Raw genomic sequence first — 25560 nt, 5'->3', positions numbered from 1 at the left:
CTTTCCCTCACCCCTTTATAAATGCTGCTATAAGATAGATTACTGTGGTCACTGCTAACATTATTATTTGATATACATAGAAGAATGGTAGTCCTCCTAAACTTGTTGTGGCTGTATTATAAATTGGGAACAGAGAGTATAGGATTATATCTACAAGGAAAGCCACAAATATTGCAATGTAATATTTTTGTTTCATTTGAGATCAAAAAATAAAACTCCTTATGTTACTTAAAAAGTTTATATCCCAATCTTCCGTTACTAATCTATTTTTTCATTCTTTTTGATAATATAATATACATTTGATCTTCTACTTCTTTATAAAGGAAAAAAATAATATAAATATTATGCAAACTTTATTTCTTTTCATGATTCTATAAGAATATAATACTTAACGTCATATATTTATATGTGGTCAAATTAAAAACAAGGAATGTTGAGGAACTATTAGTTCCTCCTCTTCCAGAATATTCTTATATTTGTAACGGGGAAATTAGACAAACGGAATGTAAAGGATCTTTAATATTTAGAGACCCAGATTATATTTTAATTACTCCACAAGATGTTTTACAATCATTTAGCTTTCAATCAATTATTAATAAGAAGCTAAGGGGTAGAAAATTAGAAAGATGGAAAAATTACATTGTTAAGTACAATTTAGAAATAGAGAATAAAGATATGAGAGTTCTTTTAGAGAATAGTGCATTGTTAACTGTTTACGTAGACGGGATCTCTGTATGCGAGATTAACGGAGAAGTGGTAATGAAGGAGTATAGAGTTGTGGGTTCAACAAAAAATTTCGACGAAGAATTAAAATCACTAAAAAATCTTAATCCAAGCTTGATATTAATTAACCAGAGAGATCCTTGGTACATGCTAACAGCTTATAGAGTTTTGTACATTACTCCAGAATTAAGAAAAGAACTCTCTCAATTAGTGGGATTAAGCAGAATAGAGTGTGATAAAATAGAATATAATGAAACGACTATTTGCTATATCAGATGAGTTTTGTTCATCACCTATCTGTACTCGGCAAATTCATCATTTTTATTTCTCCTCTTATAATATACACTCATGGAATGTGATAAAGTTGGTGATATGATTTTAACCTCAACTTTTGCAATAGCCTTCACTGGAGCTGGCATAAGTACAGCTTCCGGAATTCCAGATTTTAGAGGACCAAATGGATTATGGAAAAAATACTCACCAGAATTAGCAACAATAGATTATTTTAACAAAGATCCTAAGGGATTTTGGGAATTTTATTCCTTAAGAATGAGAGGACTTTTTACAGCTTTGCCAAATAAAGCTCATTATGCATTAGCTGAGCTTGAAAAATTAGGATTAATTAAAGCTATAATAACTCAAAATATAGATGGATTACATCAATTAGCTGGGTCTAAGAACGTAATAGAACTTCATGGAACAATGAGGAAATGTTATTGTGTAAGATGTTTAAAAACTTATGATAGTCAACAAATTTTAAAGAGAATTGACGAAGGAGAATTACCTCCTAAATGTGAATGTGGAGGAGTTATTAGACCAGATGTAGTTCTTTTCGGAGAACCAGTATATAACATTTCAGAAGCAATACAAATAGCTAGAGAATCTGATTTAGTTCTTTCTATAGGAAGTTCATTAACTGTATATCCAGCTAATCTAATCCCGTTAACTGTAAAAGAAAATGGAGGAAAATTAATAATTCTAAATGCTGAAGAAACCCCATTAGATAGTATTGCTGATATAGTAGTTAGGGAAAGAGTAGAGGAGTTCCTTCCATGCGTTGTTAATTATATAAAGAATCAGACCCTACACCGCTCTTCATAATTCCGAAAAAGGAGTCTCATCACTCTTTAATATCTTATTATAATTCTGTTTAAAGCTTCATTGTCTCCTAATGCTGATAATAATACTCCTTGAACTTTTCTTTCTTCAAGCTTATAGATGAAATCTAAAGCTTTGTTTTCATCAATAACTGGTTGAGATAAAGTATTAGCTATTTCTTTATTTTTTTCAGTTCTAATGATAACATAAGGAATCAGCTTTGAAGTTGGTAATCCATCAAGCTGAGTATCACTTTCTAAACGGAGAACTAGGAAGAAATCTGCAGGCTCAAAGTTTAGCCTCCTTATAATATCTTCTTTCTCCTTTCTGAGACTTATCATCAAGCCTACCTTAAGATCTTTGTTAAATTTTTTTGATAACAAAATTGCTTGTTCCGAAGTCAAATATCCTACTTCTTTCCCTATCTTTGGTTTATCTCCTCTAGTAAATGCGATATCAAAATCTATCAGCTTTGAAGTTAAGGAAAGAGAAGCTAAAAACAATTCGTTAACATCTAAAAGCCGTTGATTAACAATAATTCTTTTATCTGCATATTTTCCCCTGATAATTGTAGCAATTACTGAAGGTAAAGGAGATGGCAAACCTATCGGAGAATCTGGAATATCAAAACCGTCAAAGCTTTCAAGCTCTTTAATTTCTTTTTCTATCTTTTCCCTCTTACTTTTTGGGTGTAGTTCTGCTAAAATTTCCATCATTAACTTAAAAGGTATAAAAGTATTATTAAGCATTATGAAATGTAGCAAGTGCGAAAATAAGGCAATTATTAAGATACCTTATGCTAACATAGCATTATGTAAGGATCACTTTATAGAATGGTTTGAAAGAAGATTTGAAAGAATTGTTGATAAGTATAAGATGTTCGAAGGATCAAAAAGGATAGCTGTAGCAGTTTCTGGAGGAAAAGATAGTACTACTTTACTTCATCTAATGAAAAAACTTGGCGATAATAGAGGTTTAGAGATAATAGGAATTAACATTGACCTAGGCATAGATATGGGGAAAGCTTACTCTTCCAAGAGTACAGAGTATGCTGTTAAAAATTTTGAAATATTAGGAGTAAAATATCGAGTAGTAAAAATTAAGGAAAGATATGGTTTTACAATCGATGAGACAAAACATAAAATTAGAAGACCAATCTGTAGCACTTGCGGTTTAGTTAAAAGATACACACTAACTGAAATAGCAGAAGAGGAAAATGCTGATACAATAGTAACTGGGCATAATTTGAACGATATGGCTCAATTTATTATGTCTGGATATTTCAGCGGTGATGTACAAGACCTGGCAAGACTAGATGTAATTACACCACCAGAAAAAGGATATAAAGTAAAGAAAGTTAAACCTCTCTTTCTCATGTACGAAAAAGAAATATTAACGTATGCAATAGTCAAAGGAATTCCATTCCTTTATGATTCTTGTCCTCATACATTCAGAGTTGGTGGAGTAACGCAAGACACTATTAGGAGAAAATTAGAGGAAATGGAAGAAGCTATTCCTGGTTATATGTTAATGCTAGTTGAAAATTTCATAAATAAAATACAACCAGCTTTGAAAGAAAAGTACATTAAGGAAGAAGAATTAGGGAAGTGCAAAATATGTGGAAGACCAACAACAAAAGGAAGGGAGATTTGCTCTTTTTGTGCCGTAAGGTTAAAAATGACTGGAGAAAAAGTTAATGTTAGATGAAAATTAAAATATTTTTACATTATCCAGACGATACACCAGCAGGTTATGTTATATTTGACGGAAAAACATCAAAGGTTTATGACGAGAACGGAAATTTTCTTTTTGAAACTGAAGGAATTTTTCCACCCAAGCCTAGAAAAGTAAATTATGATTGGATTGAAAAAGTATTAAATGAAGGACTCGAGGATTGTAGAAAAAGGTTTATACTTTACGTTGGAAGTAGATATTTAATTAATATTAAAGGCTTATCAGAAGATGAAGCCGTGAAAAAATTGGAAGAGTTCTACTATAAGAAAGGAGGAGGAAAAGTATATGAATCTTGGCTTAAATCAGTTGTAAGGGGAGTTAAATCAAAAGGATTAAAACCTTGGACTTTAAAGAGAATAGAAGAGAAAGATAAGGAAATGTATTCATACATATCTAAAGTTTTAAATAAATAAACTTAAATTTATAAACATCAAACAGTTTATTATGACTTCTAAAAAGTGGAGTGCAACTACATGGTTTGTTGTTGTTGGTCCTTTAGTAGTTTTCCTAGCCATTACAATATGGGTTGCTGATCAACTAGAACAAGTGCCAGGTTGGCAATTGGTACCTTATATAGCAGTTCCTATGGCCGTAGTATTCCTTGCTATAGGAGCAGTATTTAGACATAAATGGGGTAAATTCATATTTGGTTAATCAGCGCATGAATGGTTCTTCATCAATCTGATGTCCCAGTTTTTTCATCACTTCAATTTTTCGACTAACTCATCTACTAATTTTTCTTCTCCTAATATTGTTATATCATCAGTTTTCTCATCGTAATACTTATAAATAATTTTTAGCACAGAATCAATTTTCTCAGAAGTCATTTCTATTACTTGACCTCCTTCTAACTTATCAGTTTCAAATACTGTTATACTCATATTTTTATAAACGAGAATTTTAAAGGTAGAAATTACCTTGCCATCTTCCACTTTTTTATAAATATTTACTGTCATTAATGGTTCAGCCATTGTATGCCTTGTATATTCAACATACTTAAGCATAAATTAATTTACTCCTTTTCATTAAAAACCTTATGGACTATTTGCAAGACCTCTTTGAGTTCCTAAAAATAGACACAACTTCTGCTAAAGGAAAAGGAGAAGAAGGAGCAAAATTTCTAGTTGATTATATGAGGGATCATGGAATACAAGCTGAATTAATCAAACATAAAGCAAAGAACCCTTATGTTTATGGAGAAATCAATGTAAAGGCTGACAAAACTTTGCTTATTTATAATCACTATGATGTTCAACCAGTTGAACCTTTAGATAAATGGCAAACAGATCCCTTTAACCCAACTGTTAAAGATGGGAAAATTTTTGCTAGAGGAGCTGGTGATGACAAGGGAACTTTAATGGCAAGACTTCAGGCAATTATTGACATAATAAAAGAAGGGAAACTGAAAGTGAATATAAAGTTCTTATACGAAGGGGAGGAAGAAATCGGAAGTCCAAATATGGAAGATTTTCTTAAAGATTATTCTGAAAGGCTGAAGGCTGATTATGTTCTTTGGGAAGGTTCTGGAAGAGCACCTAATAATGCTCCTCAGATAGTATTAGGAGTTAAAGGTTTATTGTATGTAGAGTTGAGAAAGAGAACAGCAAAAGATCTTCATTCAATGTATGCCCCTATAGCTAAAAATCCTACATGGGATCTTGTCTATCTATTAAGATCATTAAGGACTGAAGATGGAAAAGTCCTAATCCCACACTTTTACGATAAAGTCAAGTGGTTAACAGAAGAAGAGAAAAAGTACTTAAATGTAGACAAAAAATACTTAGAAGATGCAATAAGTCAACAAATTAAGGAAGACAACGCAATGATAAAATTGGTCTCTGAACCTACTTGTAATATTAACGGCATATATGCTGGATATACTGGAGAAGGATCTAAAACAGTTATTCCATCTTATGCATTTGTAAAATTAGACTTTAGACTAGTCCCAGATCAAGATCCAGACGAAATACTTAAACACTTAGAGGAATATGTTTCGCCATATGATGTTGAACTAATAGTTCATGGAAAAGTAAAACCGTATAGAACCTCTATAAATAGTGAGATAGCACAAGCGTTAATCAAATCAGCTAAAACTGTGTATTCTCAAGATCCTGTAGTTTTACCTAATAGTCCAGGGACTGGTCCAATGGAAATGATAGCTAGATATCTTAAGCTAAATCAAATTGCTGATGGTGTAGGAGTTGATTATTATGGCTCAAATATTCACTCCTTTAATGAAAACATCTTTGTTGAAGATTATTATAAAGGAATCCAATGGATGAAAGAGTTATTAAAGGTAATCTAAATGTTATGGCTCTTGTTAACTACTGGAAAATGTAACTTATCATGCGATTATTGTGGGGGTTCTTTTCCTAATCACGTAGTACCATGGAATGTAAAATATGATATACAAAAACTAAAGCAAACAATTGAGAAAGACCAAAATGCTACAGTTATATTTTACGGTGGAGAGCCCTTAATGAATCCTAAATTCATAATGCAAGTCATGGATAATATTAAAGTTAAAAGATGGGGAATTCAGACTAACGGTATTGCAGTAAAGCTTCTGCCAGAAAGATACTGGAAAAGAATGAATGTGGCTTTACTCTCCATAGACGGTAGAGAAGAAATTACCGACAAGCATAGAGGTAAAGGAGTTTATAAAGTTGTAGTAAAACATGCCAAATACTTGAAAGAGTTAGGAGTAGAAACTATAGCCAGAATGGCTGTAACTGAAGATTCAGATATTTATGAAGAAGTCATGCATCTACTTTCTCTCGGCGTTTTTGATAAGGTTCACTGGCAGTTAAACGTTATCTGGAGCGAAAGATGGAACTTTGAAGAATGGGCATATAAATCTTATTTACCCGGGATAAGGAGACTATTAGATTACTTTTTATCTCAACTAAAACAAGGTAAGGTAGTAAAGATTGTTCCATTCTTAGGAGTATTAAGTGCTCATTTCTTTAAAAAGTATAGAGGAGTAGCTTGTGGTGCAGGTTATGAAAGTGTTTCAATATCTACAGATGGAAGAATATTATCTTGCCCTATAGCTGTTAGAGAAAAATGGGCTGAATTGGGCACATTAGATTCCTTTAAACTTTTAGATGAACCTTTACCAGAAGAATGTAGAAGTTGCGAATATAAAGATTATTGTGGTGGTAGGTGTCTTTATGCTATAAAAGAAAAGTACTGGGGAGAAGAGGGATTTAAAGCCGTGGATGACGTTACAAAAGAGTATTTAAAAAGCGTTTTATCTATAGTCCCTGAAATAAATGAACTAGTTAAACAAGGTATTATAAAGCTAAGTGACTTGTACTACGATCCTACAGAGGATTCTACTGAGGTTATACCTTAATATATTTGTTTTTATTAAAGATAAGTGTGAGTTTGGCAAATTTCTTTAACGAGATAGCATCCAAATGGCAAAAGGAATGGGAAAACAATAAACTCTTTGAAGCAAATCCGGATCCCACAAAGGAAAAGAAATTTATTACAGTTGCTTTTCCTTATACTAATAGCCCATTACATATAGGTCATGGAAGAACATACATAACAGCAGATATTTACGCCAGATACCTAAGGATGAAAGGATATAACGTTTTATTTCCATTTGCATTTCAATTTACCGGAACACCAATACTTTCTATCTCTGAAGCAATACAAAGAAAAGACGAAGATATAATTTCAACCTTTGTCAACATTTATCAAATTCCACAAGAAGAGATCGAAAAGTTCTCAGATCCTAACTATCTTGCTGAATATTTCAAAAATGATATGAAAAATACAGCAAGGAGACTAGGATTAAGTATCGATTGGAGAAGAGAATTCACTACGGTTGATTCTATCTTTGAAAGATTCATCCAGTGGCAATATAAAAGGCTGATGGATCTAGGTTACATAAAGAGAGAAGATTCGCCAGTTCCTTATTGTCCCAGAGACGAATTTCCAGTAGGAATGCATGATACAAAAGGGGATATTGAACCCGAAATAAGTGATGTCGATGCTATTTACTTCCCCTCGAATAATTTGTTCTTTGTTGCAGCTACTCCAAGACCAGAAACAATATTTGGCGCTATTGCAATATTAATTAACCCAGAAGCTGATTACATTATAGCTATTGATAAATTAAATAGAAAAATAGTTATCTCAAAACAAGCGTTTGAAAAGTTAAAGTTCCAGTTGGAAATAAAAAAAGAAGATGAGAAGAAGGGCAAAGAGTTTATTGGATTAATAGCAAAGAATCCAATCACACTAAAAGACATGAAAGTATTACCTAGCAAATATGTAGATCCAAAAATGGGGACTGGAGTTGTAATGGCTGTCCCATCCCATGAACCAATGCACTATTTAGCCTTAACTGAATTGAAAGAAGAATTTGAATTAATACCGGTAATAAAAACTGATGAATTAGGAGAATTACCGGGAGTTGAAGCAGTAGGATTGGCACAAACTAAAAATCCTGCAGAGTTAAAAGACTATATTGATACTATATATCGCTTAGAATATCATAAGGGAGTAATGAGAGATGATTTAGTTGACTTAGTCCCTGATTTCATGAAGGAATTCGTAAAGGATAAAATTGCTAATAAACCAGTTAAAGATGCAAGGGATAGAACTAGAGAACTTCTTGATAAATTAAATTCAAGAGAAACCATTTATGAAATAACAAATGGACCAGTTTACTGTAGATGTGGAGCTGAAATTGTTGTTAAAGTTATTAAAGGACAATGGTTTATTGATTATTCTAATCCTTTATGGAAGGCTTCAGCATTAAAGTCACTTGATAAGATTCATTTTATTCCTGCAGATGCTAGAAAAGAGATGGAAAAAGTTATATTTAATTTACACCATAGACCATTTACAAGATCTAGGGGATTAGGTGTTAGATTACCATGGGACGAGAAAGAAATAATTGATAGTTTAAGCGATTCGACAATTTACACAGCTTTTTACACTATTATTCACAAGCTTAAATATCCTGCAGCATTACTTAATGATAACTTCTGGGATTATATACTGTTAGGCAGAGGAAATCCAGAAGAATTATCTAAGACTCTAGGAATACCGAAAGATCAACTAGAAGAAATTAGAAATGAATTTTTATATTGGTATCCAGTAGATTCAAGACATAGCGGGAGAGATTTAATTCAAAATCATTTACCCTACTATATTTACCATCATATTGCAATATTTGGAGATATGTTATTGCCTAAACAAATTGTCACTAATGGTTTTATCAGAGTTGGGGGGAAGAAAATGAGCAAAAGTTTCGGGAATATTTATCCTCTGAATAGGGCTATAAATGAATACGGAGTTGATACAGTTAGAATAGCCTTAACTTCAACATCCTCTATTTCTGATGATATTGAATTTAACGCTAATATTGCAAAGAGTATAATCGAACAATTAAAAAGGATTCATGACTTTATATCAAGGATTTTAGAAGTCGATGGTGTAAATGAAAAAAGAGATGCAGATTTATGGTTACTTTCAATATTTAAAAAGTACGTGGAGGAAGTAGATAAGGCATACGAGAATTTAGATTTACGTTCAGTTTATATAACAGTATATTACACACTATACGAAACAATGAGAGACTACATAGAATTAACTAACGGTAAAGTAAATAAAGACACAATAAGAAAAACTGTTTCATTATGGTTAAAATTAATGGCACCAATAACTCCACATTTAGCTGAAGAGTTATGGCATAAATTTAATAACTCTTTTATTGTGACTGAAAAATTCCCGTCCCCGGACGAAATTGAATGTGATGAGAAATCTTTGTTAAAAGTTGAATATTTAAGAAACATAATAGATGATGTTAGAACATTGTCAAATGAATTAGGAAAAGAAGCAGAAAAGGTAATCATATATGTTAATGATGATGAAAAATTAAAAGATTTACTTAAAAAAGCAATAATAGCAATAAAAGGTAGAAAGTCATTAAGAGACTTTATACTTGAAAATAACGTAGATGAAAAGATTGCAAAGAAAGTTTATGAACTTGCAAATATCTTGCCACCTCTAATGAAGGATTTAATAGTACAAAATGATATAGATGAAGAAGAAGTAATAGTACAAAATATTCAATTCCTATTGAGTAAGTTAGATGTAAGTGAGATTGTAGTATATACTTCTACTGATGAGAAAGTACCTAATATCATGGGAAAGAAAGAGTTAGCATTACCATATAAACCTGGGATTGCAATACTATAAGTGATACTATGCAGTTAATAGAATCTCTAGATTTATATACTAAGATCAAAGATATGCTAACATCTGCTGAAAGAGTTGTAACTGTGATTACTAAAGAGTTAAGTGACGAAATTGCTGAAATATTATTAATGAAAGCATCAAAAGGAATTAAAGTAAATGTCATTACAAAGGATACAAATTGGGCTGACTGGTTAGAAAGTAAAAAGAACTCTTATGGTATGGAGGAAATTCAAAATTATGTAAAAGAACTTAAAGAAAATACAGAGAAAGCACAATCATATAAGTTATTAGAAATTATACTTCCAATACTTTTCATAGGTGTAACTTTAATAATTGGATTTATTTTTTTCTCATTTAAATTGATATGGTTACCAATTTTACCTGGGATAATAATTTCTGGACTCACTATTTATCTTTTAAGTAAAAAAATAAAAAGTTTTGATAATCAATTAGGCGTTCTTAAGACTATGATAGATCAAAGACAAACCGAAATAGATAACATTAGACAGGAAATCCAAAAGAATCTTACTGTAAAAGTTAATAAGAAAGTAGGTTTTACAGTTATCATTGTTGATGGAAAAGGAATTATTACTCCCTTAAGATTATGTAATAAAGAAAATATACAAGAAATTACATTTTTTGATGAACTCAATGAAGAAAAAATACAAGAAATATTCAAAAAGTTAGATAATTCTTCTTAATATTTCTAACATCTCTAAACCGCTTTTGATCTCTATTTCCATTTCTGGGAAAGAGTTAACAGTGAAGAAATCTACAACCTCTTGATTATTTAGGCCTAGAAACGGAATTGCACTTCTCATTGCCCTTCCTAATATTCCAGTCCCTGCATATATGCTTCTGAGGAACTCCATATGAGTCTTTATCCACTTCCACAGTGCAGAACGCGAGAATGGATTATAACTTGCAAATGGTAATATTCTGGCAACATCTTGCCTTTTTATCTCTCCTGTTAAAGCTAAGCTCATTGTATTTACAACAAGGTATGGCTCCCTAAAACTAAGCATTGCATAAAGTAATCTTGTTTTCTCTTCATCAAATTTTTCATTTCTATATTTGTATATTAAATCATCATATCCATTTTCACCATACGCTACAGCATAAGCAATTGCTACAGCTTCTTTTACATTAGGGTCTAGAGAATCATAATTATCAAAAGCAACCGCTAAACCACTAGCGAATTTTTCATCAACAAAAGCATAAGTACTTAAAAGATATCCATATATCATTCTAGATAGTTCATCCTTTTTCTTAGCAAATCTTCTTGTTTGATACTCCAAAAGTTCATAAAGTAATTTGTATTTTTCCCTATTAACACGCCATAGATAATATAACTCATATGTCATTTCATTAACAACTAGATAGTTATTATCTTTCATGAACTGCTTTACTACAGACTCATAGGTTGAATACGAAACTCTTCCTGATAAGAAGAAGTTAAAGTAATCGTTTAATAAACCCCACTTATCTAAATGTGATAAATTAGACTGATAAACGAGACTAAGATCATCATAATAAACCCTGTAAAATCCAGTTCTATTTACGTTTATTTTTAAGGACTTAACCTCACTTCCCACATCAATATTTTCACTCTCCTTATCTAGTAAATAAGTCATTCTTTTACCATTAATTTCTAAAGTTAAAGGTATCTTGTAAAGTGTTCTTTTATCTCCAATTCCCTTTAAATAAAACCTTTCTTGTCTAAGATTGATCTTGCTTCCATTTACTGAAACATAAACAACAGGATAACCGTCCTTTGTTATCCAATCCCTAACTAAATCAGACACTGGTTTACCAGAACCTTTCTCAAGGCTATTCCAAAAATCATCTCCACTAGCGTTAGAATATTTATAAGTATTTAAGTAAATTTGAATACCTTTTCTAAAATCTTCTTCGCCAAGGTAGGCCTCAATCATCCTCAAAATACTGGCACCCTTGCCATAACTAATATCATCAAACAACTGCTCAATCTCTTCTGGAGACGTAACATGAGCCTCAATAGGATGGGTAGTAGTTAAAGAATCTCTAAATAAAGCTCCAGCCGTTTCACTATTTATAAAAGTTCCCCAGAAGTCCCATTCTTTATAAAGCTCAGCGATAGCCTTATGACTCATGAAAGTTGCAAAGCTTTCATTTAACCATAAATCATCCCACCATTTCATTGTTACTAAATCTCCAAACCATTGATGAGCTAATTCATGAGCTATTACTGAAGCAACTCTCATTTTTTGACTTATTGAAGAAGACTCGTCAGCTAATAATGCAGTCTCTCTGAACGTTATTGCACCCCAATTTTCCATTGCACCAAAGGCAAATTCTGGGACTGCAATTAAATGCTCTTTAGGAAGTTGATATTTTATTCCGAAATAGTTTTCATAAAATGCAATAGATTTCTTAGCCACGTCTAGTGCAAATTTTCCTTTATTAATTTTTCCAGGTATTGTCGCTACTATTATTTCTGTATCACCTAATTTATCTTTGATTTCTTCGAATTTTCCTATTCCTAAATAAAGTAAATATGTTGACATTCTTGGGGTTTCCTTAAATACAACGATCTTCTTATCTCCCTCTTCTTTAACCTCTTCTATTGGCATATTTGAGATTACATCAAGATCTTTATTGACTTTTACAGAAAGTTTAAATTTTGCTTTATATGCTGGATGATCAACACAAGGGATAAATTCTCGAGCATGTACTGATTCAAATTGTGTTGTAATTATGTAACTATTATCGTAAGGTGCTTTATAAATTCCTACTAGCCCTCTTTCCTTAACTTTACCCTCAAATTCTATTTCTATTATTCCCTCAAACTTTCCAGTTTTAATCCTAACTTGATTATTCTTTACCTCAAAAGGAATATTCCTTCCATCAGCCTTAACAGAAATTATGTTAATTCCTACATTATCTAATACTAACTCTTCTTCAGTGGTTAAGTAAATTTTCTCATTACCAATATATTTTAGCTTTTCAAAATCAAAATCAAGGAAAATCTCGTACTTATCAATAGAGACCATATTGAATATGAAAAATATATACCTATAAATCTACCCTTTAGTGATGTTAGTAAAAATAAGTACTAAAGGATACGAAAAAACGTTTGATTTAAACAACAATAAGAAAATTATATTGAACGAGAAAGGAGAAGAAAAATATTATACTGTAAGGCTCCTTTATTATTTACTTAAAAGTCAATATAATATACCTAGACTTTACGGTTACCTTAAGGGAGAACCGATTGAGAGTTGGAAGGAAAATTATGAAAAATACTTCATTCAACTCCTTAAATCAGACTTAGAAATATCTTCTACTTACTTTAAGGCAAGTTTTGAAATAGAACAAGAAAGTGTTTCGTTATCTGGAAAGATTGATAACCTAAATATTTCTGTTAAATTAAATATAAAAGAAAAACCAGAAAATATATCTCAAGGTATACAAGGAAACTTTCAAGTCGATTCATTTTACTTTTCTAAATTAGAAAAGATAAAACCATACATTATTCCTTCTTCTAGGGCTGGTCTTTTATATGCATTCTCAAAATTCTTAGTTTATCAATATGAAGGAGCTCCAGGAATACCAAAAGCTTTTGGAATTGCTGCTGAATTCATTAATTCAATGCTATTGCCACAAGGGTTTAATGATACAATCAACGGACATAAGATATGGGTAAACACGGAAGACAATTACGTTTATGTAGATGATAGTATATTATATAATGCTACATCTGACCTATTAAGCCTACTTGCATTAAAAATATATTTAACTAGAGGAAGTGAAAAAGAGTTAATCATAATAGAAGATCCGGAAGCCCACTTAGATGAGGAAGAAAGGAATTTAGTAAAAAAATGGTTAAATGATTCAAAAAGCAGAATAGTTATTGCAACTAATGAAAGTGACTGGTGATGAACTCAGAACCCACGGAACTATGAAGACCTCCGACTTAACTGATCCTTTACTTTTTCGTAGATTTCTAAAGTTTCCTTATCTTGAATTCCAATTTTTTCTGCAACTTTTAATGTTTCTTTAACTATTGGAATATAATCACCCGTTTTAAATTCACCTTGAAAAGAGGAAAAAGCTAAAGCATAAGCTAAAACGTCCTTTCCACTTTTCTCTTGAGCAAAAGCTACAATAGCTTTTATAACGTTTTCCCATACTTTTCCAGCTTTACTTGCATCACTTTGTAATAACATTTCATAACAGAGAGAAAGTGCTGACTTTATGTACTGTTCTGCTAATCTCATTAATAAAATCCTAGTGCTACTAAAGTTAAATATTCATCTAAATCTATTTCTCTGTATATCATTTTTGATCAAGTAAATGATTCACTCGGTAACTTTTTAACCTTAGCCAGAGGGAGTAATAGACAGTTGACTATTCAAAGTTTTTATTCATAAAAAACAAATATATAGTGTGGAATATCCATATTTTGATCTAAATACAGCTAGACAGCTTTTGCCATGGCTTAGAACGAAGCTTATAGAAATGAAGAGAATAAAGTATCTTACTGAAGAGGCATTAATGAAAGGAGATAAACAAGCCTTACTTCAATATACTATACAAATAGACAGAATAGTTAAAGAGATAACTCAGAAAGGTGTAATTATTAGAGATCCAGACATAGGTCTGGTAGATTTTCCAGCAGTAATAAATGATAGGCCAGCTTACTTTTGTTGGAAAATAGATGAAAAAGACATAGAGTTCTGGCATTACGCAGAAGAAGGTTTTAGAGGTAGAAAAAAGATTAGTGGAAAAGAAGATATTTTATCATTTGCTTAAGTTGGCTTTCTTATAAACTTCTAATACTGAAACATAGTCAGACTCTGAATAACCTAAGGCTTCAGCAAACTTATAAAATTGTAAGGCTAATGAGGATAATGGATTTATTACGTGAAGATTTTGGGCTTCTTTAGTTATAATCTCTAAATCTTTTCTCATATGCTTAGTTGCAAATTGTGTTGAGTAATCAGAAGTCATCATCTTTGGAACTTTTAGTTCAGATGTAGGTGATTTTGCACTTCCATATAATGCTAGAACCTTATGAACATCTTCTGGTTTTAACCCAGCAGAAATACCAAAGTTATAAGCTTCAGCTAAAGCAGCAACATAAACACCAACCATTAAGTTATTTACTAATTTAGCATACAATCCCATACCATTTTTACCCATGTAAAGAATAGTTGAAGCTGTCTCTTTTAACACTTCAGTAACAGTGCTTACATGAGACTCTGGTCCACCTAAAAGCACTGTCAACTTCTTTTGTTCCGCAAATATCGACGTCCCAATTACTGGAGCATCATACATGATCCCCCCATTTTTCATAACCTCATTAGCTATGCTAATAGAGACTGAAGGTGAAATAGTTGACATATCAACAATAATCTTATCCTTAGCATAAGGAGCTAATGGCATTAAAAATGAGGAAACAGAATTATCATCAGCAAGCATTGTAATTAATAAGTCAACTGACTTAATAAGCTCCTTAGGATCAGTAACATGTTTTACACCGTATTCCTTACTAAACTGCTCAGCCTTACTTAATGTTCTATTATACACTATATCTAATTTACCAGCTTTAGCTAAATTCCCAGCAATTCTATAACCCATTACACCAAGTCCAGCTAAACCAATACGCATAAGACGTAATTAAAAAGGTAAGAAATAAAGTTTGTTATCTAATTATTAAAAACTCATTCTTTTATTTTAAACTGTTTTAATACATTATCCCTTCTTATTAGCTTAATAACATCTTTTGGAGCATATACTGTACCATTTCCTTTACCTTTAACATAACCAACAATTTCTGGTTTTTCACCAACTTTAGTTAAGTCCTCCATTATATCATCAGCTATCTTTTTGCTAGCAAAAATGACTATTGCACCATTAGTTCCAATAGTTGAATTAGGAATTATGAAGTTCTCAGTAGCAAATTCGCATATATCTCTATCTATTACCGGAATATTTGTTAATTCAACGTCTACACCAGCTTTCTCAGCAAACTCTTTAATTACAAATATTCCAGGACCAGTAACGTCAGTAGTCATAGCAATATGAGAGTTTTTATCAAAAGGTTTTCCAAACTCTGGCAAATAAGAATAAATAACTTTAGCTACGTGAATATTCGGTCTTCTCATAATTTCTAAAGCCTTTGCTTTAACTTCCTCTACTCTAGAGAACCGAATTCCTTTACTTTCCATTATTTCAATTAATTCCGGAACAGCTAATGCCCAAAGATGAACGTTAATTGGTGTTAACTCACCAAAGAATCTATTAGCTATAATTACCATATCCTCGTCTACTTTATCGTAAAAGGTTGGTAATTCATGATCACTCTTTCCAATTACCGTAGCTCCCATCATTAAAGTACCCACAGAAGGCTGAATATCATGTTTTAAGCTCATATTATACTTTTTCGTAAAGTTTTCATAATTTGACAACAAAATCTCTTTTAGTTTTTCATTCGGTGCATCAACTACTGGAACTATAATTAAGTCTTGATAAGCACCTTTAGTAAATAAATCATTTAACGAATTTGATATAGCAACGTCGACTTGCGTTTGAGAACCAGGGTTATCAAGAGGGTCAACTATCTGTATTGTATCATTATTTGCAACTGTATATGATTTCTCCTCTTTACCATCTAATCTAAAGAGGTCTAATACCGCTACCTCACCATCTTTTTTAGTAGTAACAATAGAATGTCCTTTACCTATAGTTAATTTCCGCTTAGTTTTCACTGAAGTATACACTCTTATAAGAAAATTTGAAAAAGCCTCAGGATTTCCAGCTGTTTCTTGATTAACTTGAATTAAACTTATTGCCCTATCGGCATCAAATTCTCCTCCATTTATAATCCTTTTCATTTCCATTTTTTCTTTTGTTATAAAAATATCAGCATCTTCTCTTGGAAGTATAGTAATGTTTCTTTCTTCAAGGATCTTTCTTATTTTTTCAAGTGCTGGATATACTGTATCTATCAAATCAACTTTTACTGCACAACCAGTCGCAAGAGACAAAGGATTTAATCCCATACTCTTATAAACTTCCAAATTCTCCCTAAATTTCGTAAATATGTCCATATTTGAATACACCAAAAAAAGATATAAAAAAGATCACTTTAAAACTTTTCTACGATAAATTGATTTTGTAGTTTTTACCCAAAATTTTCAAAATAGTTAGTAAAACACCAACTCCACGTTGTATGTCTTCATCTCTAAATGCTGCAACTAATCCACCTAAAGTTACCTTAGGTGGATTTGAAAGGAGTTTCTGAGCTTCCGGAGAGGTTAAAGTAGTTACCATATTATAAAACACTGGATGCATTGCATGATTAAGAAATTCAATACCCCTAGGTAGAAAATCTAAAGTTAAGGAAAGCGTAGTAGTTATATTAGCTATAGCTTCATCGTTTAACATATCTTTCATGGTCTTTAAGAAATATGTAGCATCAACAACAGCATCTAAAGCTCCACTAGATTTTAGTTCTTTCATTTTATCTAAAAGCTCTCCTACTATATCAATGTTCTTTATTACTTTCATTACATGATCATAATTATCATAAAATGTAGAAGAGAGCTCTAATAAACCAGAAATAGAACTAGCAATATTACTTATAGCTTCGTCGTTTAACATATCGCGTAATGTCTTAAGCATATATGCAGAATCCATTAATGCATTTAATGCACCAGACTCGTTTAACTCTTTCATTTTTACTAATAAATCGTTGACTACTCCTATGTGCCTTATAGTTTCATTTATTTTATCATAGTTATCTAAGAATACAGTGGAAAATTCTAGGATACCAGATATGGAAGAAGCTAAGTTACTTATAGCTTCATCGTTTAACATATCTTTCATAGTCTTTAAGAAATATGTAGCATCAACAACAGCATCTAATGCACCGGATTCTTTTAATTGATGAATAGTATGAAGTAAATCATCCATTAAATCTAAATGCTTTACAAACTCTGCGAATTTATTTCCATTTTCCGAAATTATTTCTGATAGTTCCATCAGTCCACCAAGCATTTCAACCGTGTTTTCAATAGCGTCATCTGTCAACATATCTCTTAATACTTTAGCTGAATATGATAAATTTACTAATGCATCAAGTGCTCCAGTCTCTTTAAGTTGTGAAACAGTCTTTAAAGTTTCATTTAAAGTAGGAAGTTGATCAAGTATCTCTGAAAGTTCTTCAATCTTTTTATTATCAAGTTTTTCCATTAATTTCTCCAAGTTAAGCTCTTGCATTTAATCACCAAATTGATAGAATTTGAGCTCCCTCTAATTCCATTTGAAAGGTTGTTATACCAACTATATCGTCAATTAAATCATCATAATTTCCTTTTTCTAACCCAAATAATTTTGTTGCATAAGAGCACGCATAAATTTTTAATTTTCCAGTTTTCTTGGCTTTTCTATAGTAAGATAAAATATCTTCTTTTGCTTCTAATACTTTCTTTGATGCTTCATCAGTTACCTTTAAATCTGGATTTTCCTTTAAAAATACCTTTACACCATCCATTGTTGCAAAAATTATTACTTCATCTCCCATTGACGTCGATATTACAGCCCACATTCCTGTATAGAGGACTTTTGAAAGCTCATTAGTACCAAGCACTATTCCTACTTTTGCCATTTTACACCACAGCTTTAGCAGTTACAGTCCAGTATAGTTTGTTATACCCTATCTTACCCCACCAGTGTACGTATGATGGTGGTGGTGGATTCTCATTCATTGTATAACTAAACCTAATATAAGTTGCAGTGTCAGTACCAGTTGCAATATAACATAAGACATCCCCACCATAGTGCTTTACTCCCATATTTCCTTTAATGTCGTTAGCTATATTATGAGCTACAATATATGACTCAAAATCTGCTGTAGAACCTGCTTTAGACACTGGTAAGTCAGTTGCGTCACCCATAACATAAACATTTGACTGATCCTTCATCCTTAACGTAAATTTATCAGTTGGGACCCATCTTCTTCTGTCACCAATTCCAGAATCTTCAATTACCTTAGCACCCATATTTGGTGGGACTCCTAATAGTAAGTCAAACTTTAACTTTCCTCCTTCCTGGGACTCAATTACTTTCTCATTAGGATCAACTTTAGTAACATTAAATGGCGAATGAACTTCAATTCCTCTTTCTTCGAATAACTTTAACATAAACTTATTTGTAATTGGTCTACCAAATACCCCTTGCGTTGGATAAGTGTAAATTATCTTTGTCTTATCCCTAATTCCTCTTTTTCTCAAGTAGTCATCAAGTATTAATGTCATTTCCAAAGGTGCTACTGGACATCTGTGAGGCAACTTTGCAACATTAACTACAATAGTCCCTCCTTGGAATTTCTCTAAAGCTTCTCTCATCTTTAGTGCTCCATCATATTCATAAGGCGATAATGCAGCGGCTCTATAACCTGGTACTTCATCCCATGTGTAATCTACTCCAGTTGTTATGACTAAATAGTCATATGAATGAGATAGGCCATCAGCAGTAATTACTGAATGATTTGCTACATCAATTTTCGTAATAGTTCCTTTTTGACCATGTAAGAATTTTATTCTTGGATCAAGTAATTCACTCTCTTTTCTTTTCAGCTCTACAGGGTTTTCGAGGCCGTAAGCTACTAACAATTGCCCAGGTAAGTAAGTATGCTCATCGGTTGGGTTTAATACTACTATTTCCACTTCGCCTTTATCAAGTTCTTCATCTAACTTTTTAGCTAACCTATTTGCAACTATAGTTCCCGCAATGTTTCCTCCTGCAATTATAATCCTTTTCATTCTTTCACCCTTTTGTTATTAATAATACGAAATTCTTTCCCTCTTGAGTGGATTGAGCTATTTTGTATCCTTTCTTTTTCACGAAAGCTTCAACATCTTTTTTTGTAGCTTCATCTCCTAAAATTACCTTTACAGCTTCTCCCTCTCTAATCTCTTCTAATACTCCAGAGAGTTCTCCGATTGGCCCGGCACATGAGGAACTTGTTAGATCTAGTTCTTTATATATCTTGAGTTGACTCATATAACAACCCTTAATATATTCATATATAATACAATATTTAAATATTACGCTAAATGCAATTTCTTAAAACTTTATTTTATATGTACAAATATTACTAAATATAGTAATTATGTAATTTAATAATAATTTAGAATAATCAATACAAGTTATAGTTTGTTTCTTTTATTGAAAACAAACTAATTGAGTTAAATTCTTTTAAAAGAAAAAAATTTAAGCTACTTTAACAGTGTTAAAGATAGATTAGAAATGGAAGTAATTGAACAATACACCTCACCATTTTATCCACATATTATTGATGTATTTCCCTCAGTAGTAAGGAAACTATGGAAAAAGAACCAAGTCTTGTTACTCGATATTAGAACACCAATGGAATACGAAGATCATCATATTCCCGGAGCTATCTTAGTGCCTCTTGATTATTTAGATGTATTAATACAAAAAATACCACACAAAGAAATAGCAGTAATTTGCGAACATGGAAATAGGGCTAGATATGCAACTTATGGCATGCCAGATTTGTGGAAAGGTAAAAAAGTATATTACATGATAGGAGGAATGGCGGGATGGATGAGCATGGGTTATGAAGTAACTACAGGAATTGACGAAAACGGAAAACTTTGGGAAAAATGGATTGAAGAACTTCAGAGTTAGAAACGATAATGGTGCATATGCTCCTCAGCGTACATATCTTCTTCTAATTCATCCCTAATGTTCTTTTTTAACTCATCTAAATGATTTAATACTTCATTTAAGTTTTTATATTCTGTTGGTATGTACTTTATTCTTCCATAAGACATCATATATGATCCTGGACATAAGAAACCCTTACTAACTACGATAGCATCTGGACTTAAACTTAGGATAGCATCCATAGTCATCTCTTTGCTGCCAATTCCCGGATTCTCATATTGTTCAACTTCTTTCTTTTCCTCATCTATTAAACCAATTATTTCTGCTTCATCTAATGGTTTTAAATTAAATTCTTTATCATATGTTACAACTATTCTCATTTTAGTTCAGTTAGTAAACGAACTTGTAACTTAAATTATAAGTTTATAAAAAGTTTAGGAAAACAATTTTATAAAGTCATTATTACATAACCAACAAAATATTATAAAGAAAAATATATTAAGTGATAAAAATAACGATTCATATGCACTCCGTTAAAATTGTTTATTGTAGACCTTGTGGGTATTTAGATAGAGCACTAAACTTAGCAAAAGATATTCTTACTTATTTTGATAATGTTGAAGTAACTCTAGAACAAGGTAAGAATGGAATATTTGATATCTACCTGGATGGAAATTTAATATTCTCTAGATACGAACAGAAAAGATTCCCAGAACATGAAGAAATTTTAAAAGAAATAAGTAAAAAAGTTATAACTTCTTAACTTTTATCAAATCTTGAATCTCTGCCTTTACAAAGTTTATTCCTTTTATGAAACTATTAGATACTATATCGGAGTTTCCATTTAAAGCCATAGCAATTGTAGTAGTTAATTCCCCTAAGCTTAATCCTTCTGTTTCCATAACTTTTCCTTTAACTAATGTTAGAACAACATTAATTAACCAGACTACAGTAGCTAAATCAGCAATAATAGCACCAGCAGTAGCAATTAACTGGCCAGTAACAAAAGTAGATGATATTGGATATATCATTTCCTTCCTTATTAGTCCAGTTACACCTAAATACGAGAATCCCATCACTACCATTATTACGCCTATCATATATCCCCAGAAGTGTATCCATGACATTTTTGCGGAATACCACATTCTTTTTGTCATCATTGGTACCATTAAATATAAAGCAGCAAATCCGGCTGGAACTATAGAGAATAATATAAATGCATGAAAGTGAGCTACCACGTAATATCCTTCATGAACTATAGCATCGTAAGTAATTACAGAGTTAGATATTCCCATGACTCCAGCGTAAACTGAACCAGCAAAAGACATTGCAGTTAATCCAGCTAATATGTTCCATTGAATGTTAGCCCCCTTAGCTGTAGCCCATAGGTTAAAGAACGTCATCATTGAAGGTACTATAATACCGTCAGTTAGAACTTCGGTTACTATTTTTACAGCAACTGGTAAGTCAACCATGTAAAGGTGATGAATTCCTAATGGACCAGTAGCAAAGACTAAATATAATAAAGCTGAAATTCTTCCCATTCTATCGCTATAAAGTGGTTTATTGGCTAACATAGGTATTAACAAATACATGGCTCCAACAGCAGGGAACCACGCTATATAAACTATACCATGCCATAAGGTTACAAATGAGATTTGATCTGCTATGATATTATATCCCACCACATGGTAATAGGCCAATAAGTCCCAAGCTGCAGTGATGAATGAACCGGAATAGCTTTCAAGTATTAAGATACCTACGACTAATCCGAATACTAAGAAAATTGGTAATTTTTCCTTTAAGTTCTTGGATGCTAAATAGAAGTGATAGACATACCAGCCAGTCATTAGATAAATACCAATTTCAAGTAAGATCCATCCTATGTACCATAATGGGCTCACTACGTATAATGAATAGCCATTTACACCTATTGGTGCTAAATAGTACCAACCAGTAGCGGAAAAGTAATTATCAAAACCAGATTGAGTAGTTATTATAATTGGCCCTTCAAATAACATAAAAGAAATGTTAAATAATACGAAACCTAAGTTAAACATCCACTTTAATCTTGGCTGAATATTTAACATCTTAAATGTAAAGTATATAAAGACAGCAAGAATTAATTGCTGAGCAAAACCAAATAAGTCTCTCATTCCATGTAATGTAATTGATGCTTCATACTCTTGGGCAGTTAATGGCAGTGCTTGTGCTATTCCCCACGCAGCTTCCTGGATTCTTACCATTAAAGCATCAATTATACCTAATATACCCCAAATTAGGCTAAGAACTATCATTCCCATCGTAGCTCTTGTTATCCAGTCCTTATCTAACTGAAATATAGCATTAACAAAATCAGATACTTTAGCCAAAGTGAAGTTGACACCAAAATATAATCCTAAAACTATAGCTTTGCCCAATCCTCGTATAAAATCAGAGGCGCTCATGGGTTTCACCCAATCAGATTAACTATTTTTTATTTTTTCTGACTTAAATGTATTTTCATAAACCTAATAAACAAGTATAAAACAATTTAAAAGAAATCTTTAATTTTGTTTATTATTTTGTTCCTAAATAACCCATTAAAATTAAGAAAAGGTTATAAAGTCCATTTACACTGACTAATCAATGACTAAAATATTAGTTCAAAAGGAGGGTTATACAGCTAAAATGCTAATAAGTAATGAAGAAGGAAAATACAATCTAGTGAACATAAATTTTATGCATTCACTTATAGATTCCTTAAGATTACTAGATAAAGATAAAGAAATAAGATTTGTAATAATAAGAGGAATAAAAAATTTTGGTGCTGGAGCAGATATAGGAGAACTTAGGAAAGCGTCGGAAAATAGAGAATATGCAACAAGCTTCTTTTCCACAATGTTCGAGATGTTTAGAACTTTACTAAATTTTTCAAAAGTATTAATATCTAACGTTGAAGGAATAGCTTATGGTGCTTCAATGGAAATTCTTCTAGCTACCGATTTCGTTATTGCTTCTAATAATGCTAAATTTGCTGCCCCCGGTGGAAAAATTGGCGTTTATCCTCCAGTTCTTATAACTTTAGGTAAATACAAGTTAGGCTGGAATACGGTTTTCAAAATGGCATTCCTAGGCAGAGAATTAAACGCTAATGAGGCAAAGGAAGCTGGACTAGTTTATGAAATAAATGACAATTTCGATGAAGCGAACCTTAATTTAATAAAAGAACTTAAGCAGATGGCTCCTTCATCAATTACGGTGATGAGGCAACACTTATATAAAAAATACGAAAAAGAAGTTGAAGATGCATTTTCAGATTTAATTGATCAAGTTCTAACTGAAGATGGAAGGCAAGGGATTTCAGCGTTCTTGACAAAATCAAAGCCGAAATGGTCTATTCTCTGAGCCTTAATAACCTACTTCCTATGGCAATGAATATTATTGTTAAAAAGAGAATAATGAGAAAGTAAATAGGAGTTGGTAAGCTGTTATAAATTAATACGTCTCTTACCATATCATTTACAATAGAAACTGGTTGATAGTTAACGAAAGCTCTTATAAACCATGGAAATTCATTAACGTAAAAGAAGGCGTTGCTTATGAACATTAAGGGAAAAACTATGACTGTAGCAACAGTGTTTGATATAGCAATTTTATCTTTAGGGGATAAACCAAAAATTATTGCCCCTAAACCAGAAAACATTAATGTTGCTAATGCTAATATTCCAATGAAGGAAAGACTGATTATAGGCAGAAACCCAAAAATTATACCAAAGATCAAGACTACAATAGTTGACATTACGGTAATTAGTACTTCGTAAATCATTAAAGAGACAACCCACTCATAGTCCTTGATTGGAGAAGAAGCTAATCTCTCAATAAGTTTATCCCTATAATATCCACTTCCAACTCCAGTAATTCCTAAAATTCCATTTGAAAGAGAAATTACACCAATTACACCAGAAATTTCATAGGCCAATGGAGTATTTCTAGTTATTAGTTCTTGTGAAATGAAAAAATCTTTTTTGTTCATTGCCATTAAGTAAGATTCAAACACTGTTACGTAATTAGCTTCCAATTGATTGTAATAAACTTCTTTACTTGTTGAATTATAAAACATAACATTTTGATTAAGCTTTACAACAGTTGGGTTTCCTCCTACTACTCCTATAAACAGTTTGCTTTCATTCAAATAACTGGCAATTTTAGTAGCATTCTCACCACTGACATAAACCATTATGTGAGGTTGTGGTGCTATTGTTATAAGAGAGAATATTATTGCTAAAACTAAAGGGAAAAATAGGATAAAGAATACTGTAATTGGACTTCTTAAGTTATCTTTTATTATTGCAATTGTTGTTGGAATTATATTTTTCATTCTTCCTCACTTTTTAACTGTTCCATTAACGAAAGATAAGCATCTTCTAAATTTTCTTTTTTAAATTCTTCCATAAGTTCTGAAGGTGAAGAAATTTTGATTATCTTACCCTTATATATTACTCCTACTTTATCTGCTAATTTTTCAGCCTCATCCAAATAATGAGTTGCTAGAAAAACTGTAATTTTCATATGTTTTAAAGTCTCTATTAATTTCCAGAGATTTCTTCTAGCTTTTGGATCAAGACCTATTGTAGGCTCATCAAGAAAAATTACTCTAGGATCTCCAACTAATCCGCAAGCAATTGCAACTCTTCTTTTCAAACCGCCCGATAATTCTTTGAATCTTTTCCTTTCATGCTCTTTTAAATCCAATTTCTCTATTATTTCATCAACTTTATCTACTGTATCGTAAAGCTTTGCAAAATACTCTATGTTTTCCCTCACTGTTAAATCTGAAAACCCTTGAAATTCCTGGGGTACAGTAGTGACTACTCTTCTGATTTTGTCACACTCTTTAGGGGAAGAATAGCCAGAAATAACTACTTTACCTTTCGTTGGTTTTAAAACACAAGAAAGAATTTTAATTGTAGTAGTTTTACCAGCACCATTTGGACCAAGAAATGTAAATACTTCTCCTTCATCAACTGTGAAGGAAATTCCCTTTAGTGCTTCAACGCCATTCTTATAAATTTTCCAAAGATCTTCAACCTCAATTAAATGCATATTTACCCTCTCGTACGT

At 31.8% G+C, this 25560-nt stretch carries 29 protein-coding genes; 14 read left to right on the top strand and 15 right to left on the bottom strand.

What is annotated here, in order from left to right; genetic code table 11:
* Positions 1–7: 7 nt before the first annotated feature.
* Positions 8–196, bottom strand: coding sequence for a DUF3311 domain-containing protein (locus ACAM25_RS08380; RefSeq protein WP_369609283.1), 189 nt, complete (start codon positions 194–196; stop codon positions 8–10).
* Positions 197–408: 212 nt separating this feature from the next.
* Here ACAM25_RS08380 and ACAM25_RS08375 point away from each other — a divergent pair, with 212 nt between their 5' ends.
* Together ACAM25_RS08375 and cobB are read left to right on the top strand one after the other, a co-directional pair.
* The gene (locus ACAM25_RS08375) at positions 409–1002 is read left to right on the top strand and encodes a hypothetical protein (protein WP_369609282.1); all 594 of its coding nucleotides are present in this window, start codon (positions 409–411) and stop codon (positions 1000–1002) included.
* Between the two features lie 69 nt (positions 1003–1071).
* The gene (gene cobB, locus ACAM25_RS08370) at positions 1072–1824 is read left to right on the top strand and encodes an NAD-dependent protein deacetylase (protein ID WP_369609281.1); all 753 of its coding nucleotides are present in this window, start codon (positions 1072–1074) and stop codon (positions 1822–1824) included.
* Between the two features lie 26 nt (positions 1825–1850).
* Here the strand turns inward: cobB and ACAM25_RS08365 are convergent, their stop codons facing one another.
* On the bottom strand, positions 1851–2534 hold the full coding sequence (locus ACAM25_RS08365) for a hypothetical protein (protein ID WP_369611643.1): 684 nt from the start codon (positions 2532–2534) through the stop codon (positions 1851–1853).
* 37 nt (positions 2535–2571) lie between these two features.
* Here ACAM25_RS08365 and ACAM25_RS08360 point away from each other — a divergent pair, with 37 nt between their 5' ends.
* The 3 genes from ACAM25_RS08360 to ACAM25_RS08350 are packed head-to-tail and all read left to right on the top strand — an operon-like array spanning position 2572 to position 4209.
* Positions 2572–3528, top strand: a complete 957-nt coding sequence (locus ACAM25_RS08360) for an ATP-binding protein (protein WP_369609280.1) — start codon at positions 2572–2574, stop codon at positions 3526–3528.
* Positions 3525–3968 carry a DNA primase noncatalytic subunit PriX gene (gene priX / locus ACAM25_RS08355; protein WP_369609279.1) on the top strand — a complete coding sequence of 148 codons (444 nt, stop codon included), beginning with the start codon at positions 3525–3527 and terminating at the stop codon, positions 3966–3968. The genes ACAM25_RS08360 and priX overlap by 4 nt, the downstream gene beginning before the upstream one ends.
* 31 nt (positions 3969–3999) lie before the next feature.
* Positions 4000–4209: a hypothetical protein gene (locus ACAM25_RS08350; protein ID WP_369609278.1), complete on the top strand. Its 210-nt coding sequence runs from the start codon at positions 4000–4002 to the stop codon at positions 4207–4209.
* Between the two features lie 47 nt (positions 4210–4256).
* On the opposite strand, the gene ACAM25_RS08345 is transcribed toward ACAM25_RS08350, so the two are convergent.
* On the bottom strand, positions 4257–4559 hold the full coding sequence (locus ACAM25_RS08345; RefSeq protein ID WP_369609277.1) for a hypothetical protein: 303 nt from the start codon (positions 4557–4559) through the stop codon (positions 4257–4259).
* Between the two features lie 32 nt (positions 4560–4591).
* Here ACAM25_RS08345 and ACAM25_RS08340 point away from each other — a divergent pair, with 32 nt between their 5' ends.
* Genes ACAM25_RS08340 through ACAM25_RS08325 form a run of 4 tightly spaced genes read left to right on the top strand, consistent with a single transcriptional unit; the run spans position 4592 to position 10478 of the window.
* Positions 4592–5860, top strand: a complete 1269-nt coding sequence (locus ACAM25_RS08340) for a M20/M25/M40 family metallo-hydrolase (RefSeq protein WP_369609276.1) — start codon at positions 4592–4594, stop codon at positions 5858–5860.
* Positions 5861–6913, top strand: coding sequence for a radical SAM/SPASM domain-containing protein (locus ACAM25_RS08335; RefSeq protein WP_369609275.1), 1053 nt, complete (start codon positions 5861–5863; stop codon positions 6911–6913).
* A gap of 26 nt (positions 6914–6939) precedes the next feature.
* Entirely contained in the window at positions 6940–9777 is a 2838-nt protein-coding gene (leuS, locus tag ACAM25_RS08330; protein ID WP_369609274.1) for a leucine--tRNA ligase, read from the top strand.
* An 8-nt stretch (positions 9778–9785) separates the two neighbouring features.
* Positions 9786–10478, top strand: a complete 693-nt coding sequence (locus ACAM25_RS08325; RefSeq protein ID WP_369609273.1) for a hypothetical protein — start codon at positions 9786–9788, stop codon at positions 10476–10478.
* Here the strand turns inward: ACAM25_RS08325 and ACAM25_RS08320 are convergent.
* Entirely contained in the window at positions 10461–12809 is a 2349-nt protein-coding gene (locus ACAM25_RS08320; RefSeq protein WP_369609272.1) for a M1 family metallopeptidase, read from the bottom strand. The genes ACAM25_RS08325 and ACAM25_RS08320 overlap by 18 nt on opposite strands.
* A 43-nt stretch (positions 12810–12852) precedes the next feature.
* On the opposite strand from ACAM25_RS08320, the gene ACAM25_RS08315 reads away from it, so the two are divergent.
* A complete protein-coding gene (locus tag ACAM25_RS08315) occupies positions 12853–13695 on the top strand; it encodes a hypothetical protein (RefSeq protein ID WP_369609271.1) in 843 nt (280 codons plus the stop codon).
* Positions 13696–13715: 20 nt separating this feature from the next.
* Here the strand turns inward: ACAM25_RS08315 and ACAM25_RS08310 are convergent, their stop codons facing one another.
* Positions 13716–14036, bottom strand: a complete 321-nt coding sequence (locus ACAM25_RS08310) for a hypothetical protein (protein ID WP_369609270.1) — start codon at positions 14034–14036, stop codon at positions 13716–13718.
* Between the two features lie 169 nt (positions 14037–14205).
* Between ACAM25_RS08310 and ACAM25_RS08305 the strand changes: the two genes are divergently transcribed.
* Positions 14206–14571: a DUF2203 domain-containing protein gene (locus ACAM25_RS08305; RefSeq protein ID WP_369609269.1), complete on the top strand. Its 366-nt coding sequence runs from the start codon at positions 14206–14208 to the stop codon at positions 14569–14571.
* Here ACAM25_RS08305 and ACAM25_RS08300 read toward each other — a convergent pair.
* From ACAM25_RS08300 to ACAM25_RS08275, 6 genes are read right to left on the bottom strand one after another with little or no spacing between them, the layout of a single operon-like run.
* A complete protein-coding gene (locus ACAM25_RS08300) occupies positions 14560–15429 on the bottom strand; it encodes an NAD(P)-dependent oxidoreductase (protein ID WP_369609268.1) in 870 nt (289 codons plus the stop codon). The two genes, ACAM25_RS08305 and ACAM25_RS08300, sit on opposite strands and share 12 nt — an antisense overlap.
* Positions 15430–15482: 53 nt before the next feature.
* The gene (locus tag ACAM25_RS08295; RefSeq protein WP_369611642.1) at positions 15483–16871 is read right to left on the bottom strand and encodes a SelD-related putative sulfur metabolism protein; all 1389 of its coding nucleotides are present in this window, start codon (positions 16869–16871) and stop codon (positions 15483–15485) included.
* A gap of 49 nt (positions 16872–16920) precedes the next feature.
* Positions 16921–18042 (bottom strand): DUF1641 domain-containing protein, encoded by a 1122-nt coding sequence (locus ACAM25_RS08290; RefSeq protein ID WP_369609267.1) that lies wholly within the window; start codon positions 18040–18042, stop codon positions 16921–16923.
* 4 nt (positions 18043–18046) lie between these two features.
* Positions 18047–18430: a DsrE family protein gene (locus tag ACAM25_RS08285; RefSeq protein ID WP_369609266.1), complete on the bottom strand. Its 384-nt coding sequence runs from the start codon at positions 18428–18430 to the stop codon at positions 18047–18049.
* A gap of 1 nt (position 18431) precedes the next feature.
* Positions 18432–19586 carry an NAD(P)/FAD-dependent oxidoreductase gene (locus ACAM25_RS08280; protein WP_369609265.1) on the bottom strand — a complete coding sequence of 385 codons (1155 nt, stop codon included), beginning with the start codon at positions 19584–19586 and terminating at the stop codon, positions 18432–18434.
* A 4-nt stretch (positions 19587–19590) separates the two neighbouring features.
* On the bottom strand, positions 19591–19827 hold the full coding sequence (locus ACAM25_RS08275; RefSeq protein ID WP_369609264.1) for a sulfurtransferase TusA family protein: 237 nt from the start codon (positions 19825–19827) through the stop codon (positions 19591–19593).
* Positions 19828–20073: 246 nt separating this feature from the next.
* Between ACAM25_RS08275 and ACAM25_RS08270 the strand changes: the two genes are divergently transcribed.
* On the top strand, positions 20074–20478 hold the full coding sequence (locus ACAM25_RS08270; RefSeq protein WP_369609263.1) for a rhodanese-like domain-containing protein: 405 nt from the start codon (positions 20074–20076) through the stop codon (positions 20476–20478).
* On the opposite strand, the gene ACAM25_RS08265 is transcribed toward ACAM25_RS08270, so the two are convergent.
* On the bottom strand, positions 20475–20837 hold the full coding sequence (locus tag ACAM25_RS08265; protein WP_369609262.1) for a hypothetical protein: 363 nt from the start codon (positions 20835–20837) through the stop codon (positions 20475–20477). The two genes, ACAM25_RS08270 and ACAM25_RS08265, sit on opposite strands and share 4 nt — an antisense overlap.
* A 143-nt stretch (positions 20838–20980) precedes the next feature.
* Here ACAM25_RS08265 and ACAM25_RS08260 point away from each other — a divergent pair, with 143 nt between their 5' ends.
* Entirely contained in the window at positions 20981–21220 is a 240-nt protein-coding gene (locus tag ACAM25_RS08260) for a SelT/SelW/SelH family protein (protein WP_369609261.1), read from the top strand.
* Here the strand turns inward: ACAM25_RS08260 and ACAM25_RS08255 are convergent.
* The gene (locus tag ACAM25_RS08255) at positions 21207–22904 is read right to left on the bottom strand and encodes a cbb3-type cytochrome c oxidase subunit I (protein ID WP_369609260.1); all 1698 of its coding nucleotides are present in this window, start codon (positions 22902–22904) and stop codon (positions 21207–21209) included. The genes ACAM25_RS08260 and ACAM25_RS08255 overlap by 14 nt on opposite strands.
* 181 nt (positions 22905–23085) lie before the next feature.
* Here ACAM25_RS08255 and ACAM25_RS08250 point away from each other — a divergent pair, with 181 nt between their 5' ends.
* Positions 23086–23844, top strand: a complete 759-nt coding sequence (locus tag ACAM25_RS08250) for an enoyl-CoA hydratase/isomerase family protein (RefSeq protein WP_369609259.1) — start codon at positions 23086–23088, stop codon at positions 23842–23844.
* On the opposite strand, the gene ACAM25_RS08245 is transcribed toward ACAM25_RS08250, so the two are convergent.
* Together ACAM25_RS08245 and ACAM25_RS08240 are read right to left on the bottom strand one after the other, a co-directional pair.
* Positions 23834–24817, bottom strand: a complete 984-nt coding sequence (locus ACAM25_RS08245; RefSeq protein ID WP_369609258.1) for an ABC transporter permease — start codon at positions 24815–24817, stop codon at positions 23834–23836. The genes ACAM25_RS08250 and ACAM25_RS08245 overlap by 11 nt on opposite strands.
* Positions 24814–25542, bottom strand: coding sequence for an ABC transporter ATP-binding protein (locus tag ACAM25_RS08240; protein WP_369609257.1), 729 nt, complete (start codon positions 25540–25542; stop codon positions 24814–24816). The genes ACAM25_RS08245 and ACAM25_RS08240 overlap by 4 nt, the downstream gene beginning before the upstream one ends.
* Positions 25543–25560 lie beyond the last annotated feature (18 nt).

Origin of the sequence: Sulfurisphaera javensis (assembly GCF_041154675.1) — an archaeon.
In the GTDB taxonomy this organism is placed as follows: Archaea; Thermoproteota; Thermoprotei_A; order Sulfolobales; family Sulfolobaceae; genus Sulfurisphaera; species Sulfurisphaera javensis.
The sequence above is the reverse complement of the archived record's forward strand: the minus strand, read 5'-3'. Positions and strand labels throughout refer to the sequence as shown.